Annotated in this window: 14 protein-coding genes; 5 read left to right on the forward strand and 9 right to left on the reverse strand. The window is 46.6% G+C overall.

Features of this window, described 5'->3' with window-relative positions:
• Positions 1–45: 45 nt before the first annotated feature.
• The gene (locus tag JWH17_RS18050) at positions 46–957 is read right to left on the reverse strand and encodes a substrate-binding domain-containing protein (RefSeq protein WP_205224061.1); all 912 of its coding nucleotides are present in this window, start codon (positions 955–957) and stop codon (positions 46–48) included.
• A gap of 275 nt (positions 958–1,232) precedes the next feature.
• On the opposite strand from JWH17_RS18050, the gene JWH17_RS18055 reads away from it, so the two are divergent.
• The 3 genes from JWH17_RS18055 (at position 1,233) to JWH17_RS18065 (ending at position 5,829) form a co-directional block, all read left to right on the forward strand.
• A complete protein-coding gene (locus tag JWH17_RS18055; RefSeq protein ID WP_205224062.1) occupies positions 1,233–1,934 on the forward strand; it encodes a HesA/MoeB/ThiF family protein in 702 nt (233 codons plus the stop codon).
• Between the two features lie 472 nt (positions 1,935–2,406).
• Positions 2,407–3,645, forward strand: a complete 1,239-nt coding sequence (locus tag JWH17_RS18060) for a molybdopterin molybdotransferase MoeA (protein ID WP_205224063.1) — start codon at positions 2,407–2,409, stop codon at positions 3,643–3,645.
• A 258-nt stretch (positions 3,646–3,903) separates the two neighbouring features.
• Positions 3,904–5,829 carry a molybdopterin biosynthesis protein gene (locus tag JWH17_RS18065; RefSeq protein ID WP_205224064.1) on the forward strand — a complete coding sequence of 642 codons (1,926 nt, stop codon included), beginning with the start codon at positions 3,904–3,906 and terminating at the stop codon, positions 5,827–5,829.
• A gap of 362 nt (positions 5,830–6,191) precedes the next feature.
• Here JWH17_RS18065 and JWH17_RS18070 read toward each other — a convergent pair whose 3' ends face one another.
• The 7 genes from JWH17_RS18070 to JWH17_RS18100 form a co-directional block, all read right to left on the reverse strand.
• Complete coding sequence (locus JWH17_RS18070; protein ID WP_205224065.1) at positions 6,192–6,635, reverse strand: iron-sulfur cluster assembly scaffold protein; 444 nt, start codon at positions 6,633–6,635, stop codon at positions 6,192–6,194.
• An 84-nt stretch (positions 6,636–6,719) separates the two neighbouring features.
• Positions 6,720–7,079, reverse strand: coding sequence for a NifB/NifX family molybdenum-iron cluster-binding protein (locus JWH17_RS18075; RefSeq protein WP_205224066.1), 360 nt, complete (start codon positions 7,077–7,079; stop codon positions 6,720–6,722).
• Positions 7,080–7,213: 134 nt separating this feature from the next.
• A complete protein-coding gene (locus JWH17_RS18080) occupies positions 7,214–7,588 on the reverse strand; it encodes a NifB/NifX family molybdenum-iron cluster-binding protein (RefSeq protein ID WP_319548187.1) in 375 nt (124 codons plus the stop codon).
• A 32-nt stretch (positions 7,589–7,620) separates the two neighbouring features.
• Positions 7,621–8,526, reverse strand: a complete 906-nt coding sequence (locus JWH17_RS18085) for an ATP-binding protein (RefSeq protein WP_205224068.1) — start codon at positions 8,524–8,526, stop codon at positions 7,621–7,623.
• 14 nt (positions 8,527–8,540) lie between these two features.
• Positions 8,541–9,380, reverse strand: a complete 840-nt coding sequence (locus JWH17_RS18090) for an ATP-binding protein (protein ID WP_205224069.1) — start codon at positions 9,378–9,380, stop codon at positions 8,541–8,543.
• Between the two features lie 18 nt (positions 9,381–9,398).
• On the reverse strand, positions 9,399–9,770 hold the full coding sequence (locus JWH17_RS18095) for a response regulator transcription factor (protein WP_205224070.1): 372 nt from the start codon (positions 9,768–9,770) through the stop codon (positions 9,399–9,401).
• Positions 9,771–10,262: 492 nt separating this feature from the next.
• Positions 10,263–10,694, reverse strand: a complete 432-nt coding sequence (locus tag JWH17_RS18100; RefSeq protein ID WP_205224071.1) for a NifB/NifX family molybdenum-iron cluster-binding protein — start codon at positions 10,692–10,694, stop codon at positions 10,263–10,265.
• A 482-nt stretch (positions 10,695–11,176) separates the two neighbouring features.
• Between JWH17_RS18100 and JWH17_RS18105 the strand changes: the two genes are divergently transcribed.
• Complete coding sequence (locus JWH17_RS18105) at positions 11,177–11,611, forward strand: hypothetical protein (RefSeq protein WP_205224072.1); 435 nt, start codon at positions 11,177–11,179, stop codon at positions 11,609–11,611.
• 78 nt (positions 11,612–11,689) lie between these two features.
• Here the strand turns inward: JWH17_RS18105 and JWH17_RS18110 are convergent, their stop codons facing one another.
• Positions 11,690–13,075 (reverse strand): sigma-54 interaction domain-containing protein, encoded by a 1,386-nt coding sequence (locus JWH17_RS18110; RefSeq protein WP_205224073.1) that lies wholly within the window; start codon positions 13,073–13,075, stop codon positions 11,690–11,692.
• 606 nt (positions 13,076–13,681) lie between these two features.
• On the opposite strand from JWH17_RS18110, the gene JWH17_RS18115 reads away from it, so the two are divergent.
• A complete protein-coding gene (locus JWH17_RS18115; RefSeq protein WP_205224074.1) occupies positions 13,682–14,662 on the forward strand; it encodes a YheT family hydrolase in 981 nt (326 codons plus the stop codon).
• Positions 14,663–14,669 lie beyond the last annotated feature (7 nt).

Consider the following 14,669-nt stretch of genomic DNA (forward strand, 5'->3'; position numbering starts at 1 on the left):
CTTTCTCCTATTTTTAATTATATACCAATGAACAAATGAGCATTATCACCCATCAACTTGAAATACCATTTTTCCAGATAGATTTATATCGTAGCCCACCTTTTGCGTGACCGCTTTTTGAAATTCATCCTGCTCCAAAAGTCCGAGGAAGTGCTGGATGGGTTTTTCAAAAAAAAGATGACGGGAAATTAAAAAATCAAATCGTTCCCAGCGCAGCGGCAAAAAACCGAGATCCAGTGCACCGGCGACAGCTTCTATCCCAGGGCCGACGTCTGCACGCCCTGCTAAAATTTCCAAACCTACATCGAGGTGCTTGGCAACTTCGTAATCGTAGCCGGAAATTTTTTCCCCGGCCATATTCCTCTTTTTCAATTCGTTATCAAGAAGAAGACGCGTTCCAGTCCCAAGAGGACGATTAACAAGACGCACACCTTTTCGGCCCAAATCTGCGACTTCATGAATACCCAGCGGATTGTCCTTTTTAAAAAGCAACCCCTGTTGCCGTTTACAAAAATTAACAACCACCGGCATTGCCTTTAACTCTTCAAAAGCAAATTGAAAATTGTAATCACTATCGTCATCCTGCACCAGATGGCTGGAAGCAATATGACACAGCCCCTGGCGCAAGGCATGGATCCCCCCCATACTGCCGACATTTGCAAATACGGCCAAACACCCTTTCATTGAGGCGTTAAACATGGCAATAACCTGGTCCAGCAATAAATCATTACTACCAGCAAGGATTATGACTCCTTTGCCTGCAGGCAGCTGTCCAGCCTGCTTGGGAAAATTGGTGGTATTATTGTCCACCCACTGCTCAACCAAATGTTGAGGAAAGAGCCATTTTCCAGTCACTTTAGTCGCAGGTAGTTCCTTGTCTGCCACCAAAGTATAAATCATTTTTTCATTAACATTGAGAAATGCCGCCACTTCTCTGGTTGTCATCAACTTACTCATTGTTTCTCCCAGCCTGTTTCGATATAATTGCTGTCATATATTGGTCATTCCATTGCCCACAAGTCAATACCAAAAAGCAACAACTAACTTTTTTTCTTTAAAAACAACCATAAATGACCATAAGCAACACTCTTCTGCACAGGTAACAGCTCTCGCAACTCTCTCATCGCGAAAAACGCTATGCCCACCATTTGCTTGACACCCTTACATATTACTTTTAGTTTGGTTAAATTGAGTAATATGTGGAGGATATAAAATTATAACCAGAGAAAGACATGGCGAGCATTTTTCCGAAAACACTTTCAAGAAACAGTGAAGCTCTCACGGCAGCACAACAGCAAATACTCACAAGCAGCCATATCGCTGTTATCGGATGCGGCGGACTTGGCGGCTATGCTATAGAAGAACTTGCCCGTATCGGCATTGGCTGGCTGACCATTTACGACCCCGACACATTCAGTCCCAGCAACTGCAACCGCCAGATTAACGCTCTTAACTCGACGCAAGGCAAAAACAAAGCAGAAGTGGCTGCGCAACGTATTCTGGATATGGGCACAGGGTGTATACCAAAAGCGATTCCTTTTGACTATAGAGATCACTTACCGAAAAAGAAACACGACATAGGTGTGGTTATCGATTGTTTGGACAGCATAGAAACCCGATTTCATCTCTCAGATCTCTGCAACACGCTTGCCATTCCCCTCGTCCATGGAGCCGTGACAAGCTGGTACGGACAACTCGGAGTCCAGCTTCCCGGGTTCAACCTTGCAGCAGCCATCTTCCCTGCTAAAACAAACCAATCTGCTGAGCAAAGTCCCCCCTCTGTCCTCTCCTTTACAGTAGCAACCATCGCCAGTCTTCAGGCATGCGAAGCTGTCAAACTTTTACTTGGCATCCCTTCACCACTGCACAACAACTGGGCCCAGATTGATCTCAAACACAACACTTTTGACTATATGCCGGCTACTCACCCCTAAACCGAAATCCTCCTGAACAGCTGGTTGCCTTACTCACCTGCCTACCGTTTCATTATGTGATGCGCCCTCAGGTGGAATTGCATATTTTCTCCCTGTTCGCTAACGGTCAGCTGATTCGCATCATTTTCTTCAGTATTTTGGCAATGAATAGAAACATCTACCATAGATTGCTAAAAACTTTGCTCCTGATTCCCTCTGAACTGATGAGCAATTTCGGCTAATCGGATTCATTGGAAATGGTTGCAAAAAACGATTCCTCTCAGTAAAAAAGAAGAACTGTTTATGGCTCATCCCTTTTAATGCAAAAACGACGTTCAAAAGATGTAACCACATACCCCATCATATTTGTAACCGGCATAACGCGACCACTAAGACCCTGCAACAATCTGCAGGTAAAATGTAAACAGCGCCCTGGCAGTTTTCACGGCTCAAGCCCGTTTTTCCTCAAAAAACAACAGCAATCAATATACTTATGAAAGGTTTTTTCAAGCTTATCAGCTCCAGTGAATTCACCGGGCTTTTTGAACAATTTCTTCCCATTGCAACAGAAAAAGTAACGCTCGCAGATGGTCACCAACGTGTCCTGGGCACTGACATCCTGGCTGGAGACAACCTGCCACCCTTTTCCAGGTCCACCATGGATGGATATGCGGTAAGAGCCAAGGATACCTTTGGCTGCTCTGAGTCAGAGCCGGCACTGCTGAATGTGATAGGCGAAATAGCCATGGGCAGTTCCGGCAGACAATACACCCTTCGCCCCGGCCAGGCTCTTCGTATCTGGACGGGCGGTGAGCTACCCCAAAAAGGTGATGGTGTGGTTATGGTGGAATATACCCACCAGCTTGACGAGCAAACCGTAGAAATTTTTCGTCCGGTAGCTCCGGGACAAAATACCATTCGCGCCGGGGAAGATTATCAGGAAGGAGCCGCTGTTCTGCAACAGGGAAGAAAACTTCGTCCAGCAGACCTTGGTGTTCTTGCCGGGCTTGGAATTACATCGATTCCGGTGTACCGCCAACCACGGGTGGCCATCATATCAACCGGTGACGAGCTTGTACAACCTAACCGGCAGCCTGGTCCGGGACAGATACGCGATATCAATTCAACCACCCTGGCTGCACTTGTTACAGAGGCGGGTGGTATACCTCTCCCTCTTGGTATCATCGGCGACGACCTCAACACCATGAAAGAAGCCTGCATAAAAGCACTTGAAGAGGCGGATGTGCTCCTCCTTTCCGGTGGCAGTTCCGTGGGCCGAAGAGATTTCACCTTACAGGTCCTGGAACAGATACCGCAGACCAGGGTACTGGCTCACGGAGTATCCATTCGGCCGGGAAAGCCCACTATTCTTGCCAGTCTGGGGAACCAAGCCTTGTTTGGCCTACCAGGCCATGTGGCCTCAGCAATGGTTGTTTTCTACCTGTTTGTCCGTCCTCTGCTGCATAAGTTCCAAGGACGGCCCTGTACAATGGGGCTCCAGGCAATCCGGGCAATCACGGGCCAGCAAATTCCATCAACCATTGGCCGAGAAGAGTACGTTAGGGTGCAATTAACTCCCCAACCCGAGGATGCACCTCCCCTTGCCACGCCTATTTATGGTAAATCCGGCCTGCTTAAACCCTTGGTACAGGCTGATGGCCTGTTGACCATTGGCCGTGATGTTGAAGGGTTAGACAAAGGAGTAGAGGCAACGATACTGCTTTTTCCTTAATTGGCGATACGGCATTAGGGTGTCTTGAATAATTAGAAAATTCGTTCAAATTCGAGGCGCATCTAAAATTTTACCACAGGCATATACCCATATTCCGAGGATAAAATTTTGGATGGAACAAAGAAGTTGGACGAATTAGCAATTATTCAAGATAGCCATTAATGCAGCAACTGAAGAGCACCTGCATCCCTTTCACCAACAATCAAAAACGCAGGCTACCTCTTCCCAAGAAACACTATCACAACAGCCGGAGCTGTCATGAAACGAAATATTTACCTGAATATGCAATCCAGAAAAAACGCACAGAACATTTTCTGGTCTCACTTTACCAGCTTAACAACACATACGGAAACCATTCCTGTCAAAGATAGCTGCGGTCGCATAACAGCTGCTCCGATCATTGCCAGGCTATCAGCCCCCTCTTTTCATTCTGCCGCCATGGACGGTATCGCAGTGGTTGCTGCCGACACCTTTATCGCTGCCGATGACAACCCGGTTTCTCTTGATATAGCCGGCGGACAGGCAGCCTTGATCAATACAGGGCACCCTCTGCCACCTGATAAAAACGCAGTGATCATGGTGGAAAACATCCTTCTGGACAGCGACAACACCACAGCAGTCATCCGAGAACCTGTATTTCCCTGGCAACACGTACGTAAAGTAGGGGAAGATATTGTTGCCACGGAGCTGCTTTTCCCCACCGGCCACCAAATTCAACCTGCCGACATAGCAGCCATGATCACCGCCGGCTGCACCACTGTAGAAGTACGCAGAAAGCCGGTGATTACGATTATCCCAACAGGTTCGGAACTTATCCCACTCACAGATTCAGTCCAGACCCCTCCACCAGGTAAAACCATTGAATCTAACTCGGCGGTACTCGCCGGCCTTGCGGAAAAGGCCGGAGCTACCGTCCGGGTCACGGACATTGTAGCCGATGACTACGAAACCTTAAAAAACCACATTCAAAGCCTTCTGGAAACAGATACCGACATGCTGGTGGTCAATGCCGGTTCATCAGCGGGCAGCGCCGACTATACCGCCCAAATCATAGATGATCTTGGAGAAATACTGGTTCACGGCGTAACCATTATGCCCGGCAAACCGACCATCCTGGCCACAGTCACCAACAAGCCGGTTGTTGGGATTCCCGGTTATCCGGTTTCGGCCATCATTGCCTTTGAGCAATTTGTGATGCCACTGCTTGCACAGATGCAGGGAATAACGCTGCCGGAACCGGTTTGCGTTCCCGCCATCCTTGCCAAGGATATTCCCTCGCAAAGCGGCATCGAAGAGTTCAGGCGCATGATAACAGGGAAAATTGGGGACAGTTACGTGGCCGTTCCCCTGAAAAAAGGGTCCGGCGCCATAACCACTCTCACTCGGGCCAATGCCATGCTCCACATCGATGCAGCCTCAGAGGGTGAATCCCGCGGCAGTCTGGCTGAGCTTGAGCTGCTCCAACCCAAACAAGCAATCGAGCGGACCATACTCAGCACAGGTAGCCATGATTTAAGCCTTGATCTACTCAGAGATTCGCTCCAACAACACAATCCAGCCTATTACCTGGCCTCCACCCATGTAGGGTCGCTGGGCGGCATCATGGCAATGCAGAAATCCATGACCCATATCGCAGGATCACATCTACTCGATCCGGAAAGCGGAACGTATAATACTGCCTTTATTAACAAATATCTCGCAGATCGTAAAATCTCACTCTTCACCCTGGCTCATCGACAACAGGGATTTATCATCAAAAAAGGCAATCCTAAAGCTATCCAGACCATTTCGGACCTAGTTCGTGATGATGTTACCTTTATCAACCGGCAGGCGGGTTCCGGCACCAGAGTCCTGTTGGATTACGAACTCGACAAAAACGACATCGATTCCGACGATATCCAGGGGTACGACCATGATGAATATACGCACATGGCGGTGGCTGTAGCCGTTCTTTCAGGAAAAGCAGATATGGGACTGGGAATAATGAGTGCTGCCAAAGCTCTGGAACTCGACTTTATTCCAGTGACTGAGGAACGATATGATTTGCTCATTGATGAGGCCTATTTGGAGTTACCGATGATTCAAACCTTGCTTGCCATCATCAATTCCGAACCCTTTCAACAAACACTGGAATCCATGGGCGGATATTCGACCAGGGAAACCGGCCAATTGGTACAGATTTAAACAATGTTGACGGGTGCGGCAAGGCGATAAAATTGCTTGATCAAAAGAGGGAATACAATAAAAAAGAAAAGGGGTATAACACACCTTTTCTTTGCGATAAAAGAGAGTGTTCCCCGTTTGCGGATGTTTCCGTTGTGACTTTGCCGGCCTCATGCCCTGGTGAACAGACATCTCCACCGGCCCTACGCTGCTAGAGACAGCCGGCTGCCGCGACAGTGAGTTTACCGGTCGGTGGAGGATTAAAAATCAACTTTTCAAAAATGACAAAGTGTTCGTGCGAAATACGGGCTGACAATTATGCAAGACAGCCGTAAGAAGCAGCAACAATCTTAAAGTTGCTTCTCCCTGCATGGTCGGGGTAATCAGCTAGACTGTACCTTCTTGACCATATAGTTATTAACGGCATCCTGAACCGTCTTTATTGCCAGATAGGCGCAATGCTCTTCCTGCTCAGGAAATTGACCGATCTTGTTGAGTACATCCTCACCGGTCAAGTCAAAAATTTCTTCCACGGTCTTACCGATAGCGATTTCCGCGGCAAAGGAACCGCAGACATTACTTGATCCGCAACCATCTGTGGCATACGAGGCGTCGGTGACACGATCTTCTTCAATTTTCAAAAACATTTCCATCGTATCCCCACAGCTTCCGGTAATACGCCCTTGAACATCGGCATCTTCCATTCTTCCGTGAAAACGTGGGTTACGCCAGCGATCAAATCCAACTACACCATACGCATCTTTGGCATCCTCAAACACTTGTTCCTGGATTGAATCAACCATAGCGTTAAACTGTTCGTCATTCATGTACTACACATTCCTCTTCAATCACGACGGTACAATAAACTACGGTACCCATTGTTACCGTTACTCGAGTCCAACAGGCATTGCTTACCAATGGCCATCGGCATTGGGACTATCCGTGTAGGTCACATCGCCGCTTTTCATTTTCTCAACAGCCTGGGCAACGGTACCAGAAATATCGCTGACGACCTTAACCCCTGCCGCACTAATGGTCTGAAAGGCTTTAGGGCCGCAATAGCCGGTAAGCAGCACTTCCGCTCCCTTATCGCTCACCATGCTTGCAGCCTGAATCCCAGCACCCTTAAAAGCATTAATATTGACGGTGTTATCTACTGCTTCAAAAGCCATTGAATCAGTATCAACAATCATAATATAACGTGCTCTGCCGAATCGAGGATCCACTTCGCTGTCCAAAGTATCACCTTTTGCAGTTATTGCTATCTTCATTTTATTATCTCCAAAAAAAAATGACCCGTCCGGTAAAATGTCAGTACATTCAGAAAAGAAACAAGCGTTTCGAGGTAGGAGAAACCCTGAAATTAATACAAAAGCATTTTATTTACCGGACGGGTCAAAGCAAATTATTGACCACCACCACCGCAAACATCGTTGTCGGTAATCTTGGGAAGCTTGCCCGCTAAGAAATCGTCAACTACGGGTTTGATCTCCGCTCGAACAGCATCATGATACACTTCAATTCCAACCTGACGAAATCCTGCCAATGGACGCATGCCTATACCACCTACTACAAGAGCATTAACGTTATTATCTGCCAGCAGGTTAACCGGGACCATACATCCGCCTTGAACATGCTCCTTATTAGGAAGAGTTGAGACTTCTTTTATTTCCCCGTTTTCGACATCAACAAAGGTAAAGACATCGCAATGGCCAAAGTGACCGGCACGGGTGCCATCTAAACCGCCATCACCATTCGAGGGAATTGCTACTCTCATCATCACCATTTTTTTTCCTTTTACTTTTTTTATTATTATTGAATTGTTGCCTTTAAGTCCACCACACCCATATTGTTGAGCACCGGTGCATTCACTATTTTCTCCCAAATACCCCTTACAGCCTGCAGGGTCGGAGAATCTTCTTCATATTCAAAAATGTTAACGCCCTTGACCATTGATTTTACAAAAATCGTATCAAACGGTACCCTACCAAGTACCTTCATATTCAGCTTGGCCGCTTCCTGCTCAATTGACGCAGTTAGCTCTTGATTTAAATCAAATTTATTTACCAAAACCATACCTGGTATCTGAAAATGTTTAGCCAACTCAGCCACCCGCAACATATCATGAATACCGGAAACAGTAGGTTCAACGACAATAACCAAAGCTGTAGCCCCACTTATTGAAGCAATAACAGGGCATCCGATACCTGGAGGGCCATCAGTGATCAAAAGGTCGTGTCCTTTTTGTTCTGCGAGCTCTCTGGCCTCCTTACGGATCAGACTGACAAGTTTGCCTGAATTTTCTTCAGCAATGCCAAGCCGTGCATGCACCATAGGCCCAAAACGTGAATCTGAAATGAACCATTCCCCGCATTTCTGGGGCGGAAAGTTGATAGCACCTTCAGGACACATATCAACACACACACCACACCCTTCACAACTGATTGGATTAACGGTAAAACTCTCGTCAATGGCGTCAAAGCGGCAGACTTCGCGACAGGTGCCGCACTCGATGCAAGAGTCGGTAACAATCTCCGCAATTCCGCCCCCCATAAAATCTGTTGTCGCTTTTACCTCTGGTTGGGCAAGCAAGTGAAGATCGGCCGCATCCACATCGGCGTCACATATTACATTATTTTGCGCCAGAGAGGCAAAGGCAGCAGTAAGACTCGTTTTACCAGTTCCACCCTTTCCACTTAAAATCACAAGTTCACGCATCAAACTTCTCTTAGTTATGATTCAACAATTTGCTCTATATCGTAAAAAAGCTTCTGAAATTTATCCGTCCACTCAGGCATTGCTTCAACAATAGTCTTTCCGCGGGAATATGTTTCCGCTATTTTACGATCAAAAGGGATCTCCAACAAAACAGGTATATTCTGTTCCTGAGCGTAGTCGTACACGTCTCGTGTACCAAGATCAGACCGATTAATAACCAAACCACTCGGTATCCCCAGCAGCTTGACAGCTTCAACCGCCAATTTCAAGTCATGCAGTCCAAAAGGAGTCGGTTCGGTCACCATAAGGACAAAGTCAACTCCATTAATGGCCGCTATTACGGGACATGAGGTGCCGGGAGGCGCATCAATGATAGTGAGATCTTCAGGGTTAACACTCTTTCTCACTTCTTTGATCAATGGCGGTGACATTGCCTCTCCAATACGCATTTTGCCATGGGTAAAGGTAATATGATCGGTTTTGCCATATTCTATTGTTCCAAGCTCGCGACCAATTTCCGTGATCGCCCCTTCCGGGCAAACCAACATGCATCCTCCGCAACTATGACACAGTTCTGAAAACACCAGCACCTTTTCACCAACCACTGTGATGGCATTAAACCTACAGATATCCATACACTTACGACATTGGTTGCAAAGTTCCAGGTTTACTTTCGGTACCGGGGTGTCCACCAATTCACTTTTTTCTATTTCAGGATTCAGGAAAAGGTGAGCATTGGGTTCCTCGACGTCACAATCAAGAAAATTCACATCACGGTCAATCGCCAAAGCCATGTTGGTAGAAACCGTTGTTTTTCCTGTCCCGCCTTTTCCGCTGGCTACACTAATTATCATGGTCATTCTCTCTTACAGCTATAGCAGACTTGCCACTTTCTTTAACTTTTCGACAAACAGCTCCGCATCACTTTTGCCAGGTTGTACTGCTAACTGCACCAGCACCCCCTGGCCTTCGGTCGCCTCATGGTAATCACGAGGTGGGAGCGCACTTGAAAGAGCAGTGTTTACAAAAGGATTCACCTTGACCAAGGCCTCGACAAACTCGATACCACTCATATCAGCCAATTGTTCGCCCACCGCAACCGCATCAACCTTTGCGTCCTTAATCATCTGCAAAGCAGAAGAGGTATCATGGTTTTCCACTAACTCAATATCAGCATGCTGCTCCAATATGTCCTTAAACGATTCTAAGTCCGTATCTTCTGTATATACCAACAATATCCTCACGCCTAATAACTCCTTAGCAAACTATGTATATTTAAAACCTATTAGTGTCTTTCCCAAAATGAGGTCTTCGGTTGAAAGCAGGGTCACGACGGTCTTTAAGCCATACGAAAATTTTTTCAGCATAACGCCGCTATCGACCTGAAATAATTTTTTTGGGGGACGCTAATTAATTTCTAAAACAACGTCCTCTTCCCTGTCCGCGACCTCTGCCGCAATTGCCTCGTCGCTCCAAACTTTGCCCAGTATTTCTCCTCGAGCTCACATCTGTTTTCCCAGAGTTTGTATCTATCCACCGGGCAACACTCAATACCAGAGAAGACAAGGCGCTAAGTATACCGCCGGAAGACGGCACCGGGGGCCGAAAATTCGGCTCAACATTCCCGATCCGGCCAGGCAAGGGTGATGTTGTTTGTCTAGTCTGTACTTCAACATCAGATTTTGTGACCAAGGCACCTTTGTTCTCAGCCATGGTATTGTTCCTCTCCTCAACGATTATTTAAAGATGCTGTCCGGATGCGTTACTTTAATTTCTCTGCCATGTCGTATTTTTCCACGACAACAAATATCTCGACCGCAGCCAGGCATCTTCAACTCTCTCCAAACCGGATTTTCCAGCACCAGCATGGCAAGTACTTCGGCTATATTGCCGGCTATAAAAGGGATAAGTTCCAAACCGGCGGCTTCCAATAACTTAGCCGGTCCCTCAGAAACAGCTCCGCAAATGAGCAGCATGACCCCTTGATCGTTTAGTATATGGATCAGTTGGGATATCAATGTCGGGTCAAACCGATGGTAGCGGGTAGCTATGACCTGGGCATCGACTATGTCTACAATCAACAGCGTATTAGCTGCATCAAAGACAGGTGAAACCCGGTCTTCCCATACCGTGATGGCAACTCTAGATCGTGGGGTTTGTGTTTCCATGGCTGTAACGAAGCAAGCATTATGCCAATACTTTTTTTCGTTTAACAAAACAGGCCCATGCCATATGGGAACAGCCTTACCCGCCCTCCGCTACAAACATATAACCACTTGATATCTTGAACAATAACCAAAAAAATGATACACAGAAAAAATATATTATTTATCATATAAAAAATTATACGCAGAAAATCAGCACAGTTGAGCGGAGAACAAGCTACCCTACAGATGCAACCATACACCCCCATGCGACCCTACACCGTCGCATGTTTGCAAATATACAATTGCGGGTAACCAACAGAAAAAACACCTTTCAAAAAAGCTTTTTGCTCTGTTCATCATTAATTCTGCAACAGGTCATCATCAACTTTAACAGGTTATTTAAAGAGATAGTGATTAAATAAGTAGAATACCCTGAAGGATTGTTTCTTCTTGTGAGGGTGATTGATAGAGTAAAAAAGTAACGAATGGCCGAAGAGGTGACCATGATTTATGATATAAGAAAACCAGCGTTTGAAAAAGATAAGAAAAAAGTCGAAACGGAATTAAGGGATTATTACATTCATAAAAACCGGCAAGAGCAAGCCTGGAACATTACGAATGCTGTAGCAAGTAATCTTAAACAAAAAAAATTTTCCCATGCTGAAGCACAAAAAATAACAGAATTTCTTGCTGCAAAATTTGGCATCAGGCTTCCAGCCATTGCACATGCACAGTTGTTTCACCTGACTCCGCCACCCAAAAGCAGCAAAAAGGTACTCCTGCGATTAGCGAAGAAAAATAACGAGTTCTTTCATCAGCTGTTTTTGCAGTTACAAAATGCTGTTCAGGATAATCTGCTTGATTACCACCAGGCACGTTCGCTGGTCTGCGATACCGTCACCCATTACCCAACAATAAAAAAGCATCTCCCTCGGTAACATGTCAAACAGACGATACCGATCCCGATATGACGTCCCCAAGAGCAAGGGACCTGCTTTGCAGGTCCCTTTTCTTGTTCAGCTTTTTCGCGCATATCTTCCATCAACCTGGGGCAGTTCAAGGCCAAGCTTTTTCACTTTACGGAACAAAGTACTCTTGTGCATCCCCAGTTCTTTGGCCGCAGCGGTTCGATTATAATTGTTTCGCTTGAGTGCAGCCTCGATCAACTCAAGTTCTGTTGTAGCAACAGCCGACTGCATGGAAGACGCATCTGCATCTGTTTGGGACGTAGGATTTTTTCCCTGTAATAAATAAGCAGGCAGATGCTCCCGCTCAACCGCCCCTTGGGAACAAAGAATCAGGGCATGTTCGATTATATTCTCCAACTCTCTAATATTTCCTGGAAAATCGTGATACATGAGCAATTCAAGGGCCTGCTCACTCAATCCGGAAACAGCCTTGCTTCGCAGACGGTTCATCTTGTCTACAAAGCACTGCGCAAGAAGTGGGATATCCTCCTTTCGCTTTCGTAATGGCGGCAGAGCGATCCGGACAATATTGACCCGGTAAAAAAGATCCTGACGAAAAGCGCCGGTTTTCACCAGTTCTGTAAGATCCCGGTTGGTTGCAGCCAAAATACGAACATCAGCAGGCTGCTTTTTCACACTGCCAAGTGGCTGAAAGGCCTTTTCTTCCAGCACCCGCAATAGTTTGACTTGAAAGGCCGGGCTTGTCTCTCCTAATTCGTCTAAAAGAATTGTTCCCCCTGCTGCAGCGGAAAAAATACCCTCTTTATCTTTAACGGCATGGGTAAATGCCCCTGCCTTATAGCCAAACAATTCCGATTCAAGCAGGGTATCCGGCAGTGCTCCGCAATTGATCGCCAAATATGGTTTCTCTCGCCTGAGCGAGTACTCATGCAGTGCCCTGGCCATCATTTCCTTACCGGTTCCGGTTTCGCCCTCGATTAAAACCGTACTATCACTTTCGGCAATCAATGGTAGCGTTGCAAAGATCTTTTTCATCAATGCACTGGAACTGACCATATCACCCAGTTTAAAATTGCCGCTCAACTCTTTACGGAGCTCTTCAACCAAGGTGTTGTCTCGAAAAGTTTCCACACCACCAAGGGTCTTACCCTGCTCGTCTCTCAAAAGAGCTGTGGAAACACCGATAGGGATCCGTTTTTTCTCACTGTTAATAATATAGGTAGAGGTACTGACAAAAGCTTTTCCCTCTTTCATGGTCCGCTTAAGCGCGCAATCGCCCTCACACATATTGGAACGAAATACCTCCCAGCAATAGCGCCCAATTGCCTCTTCACGGGATATACCGGTTATTTCTTCGGCGGCCCGGTTAAAGGACATAATTCGCCATTCATGATTCACAGTAAAAACGCCATCAGAAATACTCTCCAAAATCGTTTCTGTGACATTTCCCGACACATTGTTCTCTTTTTTCATGTAAATAACCGTTTCACACGCATGGGCTGCAACGTTTACTTCACGAACAATCCAAGGCTTCTTTTTTCCTTCAGGAATTATTTATCAGTAACTAACGAAAACCAAAAAGGATAATTTAAACACGAAATAAATTTTTACAAACAAACGCTCCTTACCTGGGAAAAAGAGTGGTCCAGCCTGTGCATTTTGTGTGTGAGCAGCGCTTATTTACTATATGCTAACGGCGATTGTGTCGAAATCAATAATTTAAATGACCTGGGAAAAGGCTTTTCCCCAATGGACAACCAGGCAAACCCGGCAGGCAGAAGACAGGTAAAAATGTCATACAGGGCAACGGCATCACCGTGGCGGGAACCTACCGCACGGCCTAGCAATGTCAAAGTGATTGCAGGTGGTGTACCGGCCTGACCATATCCTCGTAAAAGATAAAAGGACAGTACCTATCCCGCTGCCTTTCCTGGAGGCACATTCATGGGCTAAGGTTCGGCCGTTTTACAGTCTTTCTTTTTCTTTCTATTTGTCTTACTTTTGGAGGATCAGGCTAATCGGTTCTTCTCGGTATAGCCCCCTGATTGTTCAATCAAAATAACAGAGGCAACAGCAACCATGGTCGCAACATTTACTCCACCACGCCCTCTGCAAAACCCGCACGTACAAACCATACTGGCTAGCCTTGCCCCAAGAAAAGTTGCAGCCACCATCCGCGCCTCCAAACTGCGCAAGGACAGTAAAGAATATATCCTCAACTGCGGCAACGGGATTCGGCTCCTTGGAGCAATCAGCCGGAATCAAAAAAACAGCAAAGGGCTGGTTACCCTCATCCATGGATGGGAGGGCAGCATAGATTCCGCTTATCTCCTTTCAGCAGCCGGTGTCCTCTATGAGCAGGGTTTTAATGTTTTCCGGCTCAACCTCAGGGATCACGGTAAAAGTCATCATCTCAACAAGGCACTGTTCAACTCCACCAGACTGGATGAAGTTGTTCAGGCAGTGGCTGAAATTCAGCGCTTATTCCCCCATGACCACCACTTCCTGACCGGTTTTTCACTGGGCGGCAACTTTGCATTGCGCGTCGGTCTCCGCGCAGCATCGGCAGCACTGCACCTGACAAAAATAGCCACAGTCAGTCCCCTGATCGACCCCGTTGCAGCGACCATCAACCTGGAAGAAAAACATCCTGTATACCACCGATACTTTGTGCGCAAATGGAAGCAATCTCTCCGTATAAAAATACAACTTTACCCGGATATCGACGACCAGCAAACCCTGCTCCGCTTGCACTCCCTTACCCAGATGCACGATTACTTTGTTCCCAGACACACAGACCACCCGACAACCCATGCCTATCTTTCGGCCTACAAACTCAGTAGGCAGCAGTTGGCATCACTTGAGATACCAACCCACATTATCTGTTCCACTGATGACCCAATAACGGCAATGCCTGGCGGCGATCTCTCTACCCTTTCACCAATCGTGGACATTGAGCAGGTAAATTTTGGCGGGCATTGCGGCTTTCTTCAGGACTTCCGCCTTACCAGCTGGGCTGATCAGCGCCTGGTAGAGATTTTCCAGGCAGCAACTATATAACGGTTAC

The sequence above is a fragment of the Desulfogranum marinum genome (assembly GCF_016918565.1).
Lineage (GTDB): Bacteria > Desulfobacterota > Desulfobulbia > Desulfobulbales > Desulfobulbaceae > Desulfogranum > Desulfogranum marinum.

Coding starts and splice junctions, on each gene's coding strand:
- JWH17_RS18080 (WP_319548187.1), bottom strand. CDS start 7,588: ATGATGAGAGTAGCAATTCCCTCGAATGGTGATGGCGGTTTAGATGGC.
- JWH17_RS18065 (WP_205224064.1), top strand. CDS start 3,904: ATGAAACGAAATATTTACCTGAATATGCAATCCAGAAAAAACGCACAG.
- JWH17_RS18050 (WP_205224061.1), bottom strand. CDS start 957: ATGAGTAAGTTGATGACAACCAGAGAAGTGGCGGCATTTCTCAATGTT.
- JWH17_RS18110 (WP_205224073.1), bottom strand. CDS start 13,075: ATGAAAAAAGAGAACAATGTGTCGGGAAATGTCACAGAAACGATTTTG.
- JWH17_RS18105 (WP_205224072.1), top strand. CDS start 11,177: ATGATTTATGATATAAGAAAACCAGCGTTTGAAAAAGATAAGAAAAAA.
- JWH17_RS18115 (WP_205224074.1), top strand. CDS start 13,682: ATGGTCGCAACATTTACTCCACCACGCCCTCTGCAAAACCCGCACGTA.
- JWH17_RS18075 (WP_205224066.1), bottom strand. CDS start 7,079: ATGAAGATAGCAATAACTGCAAAAGGTGATACTTTGGACAGCGAAGTG.
- JWH17_RS18100 (WP_205224071.1), bottom strand. CDS start 10,694: ATGGAAACACAAACCCCACGATCTAGAGTTGCCATCACGGTATGGGAA.
- JWH17_RS18070 (WP_205224065.1), bottom strand. CDS start 6,635: ATGAATGACGAACAGTTTAACGCTATGGTTGATTCAATCCAGGAACAA.
- JWH17_RS18090 (WP_205224069.1), bottom strand. CDS start 9,380: ATGATAATTAGTGTAGCCAGCGGAAAAGGCGGGACAGGAAAAACAACG.
- JWH17_RS18085 (WP_205224068.1), bottom strand. CDS start 8,526: ATGCGTGAACTTGTGATTTTAAGTGGAAAGGGTGGAACTGGTAAAACG.
- JWH17_RS18055 (WP_205224062.1), top strand. CDS start 1,233: ATGGCGAGCATTTTTCCGAAAACACTTTCAAGAAACAGTGAAGCTCTC.
- JWH17_RS18060 (WP_205224063.1), top strand. CDS start 2,407: ATGAAAGGTTTTTTCAAGCTTATCAGCTCCAGTGAATTCACCGGGCTT.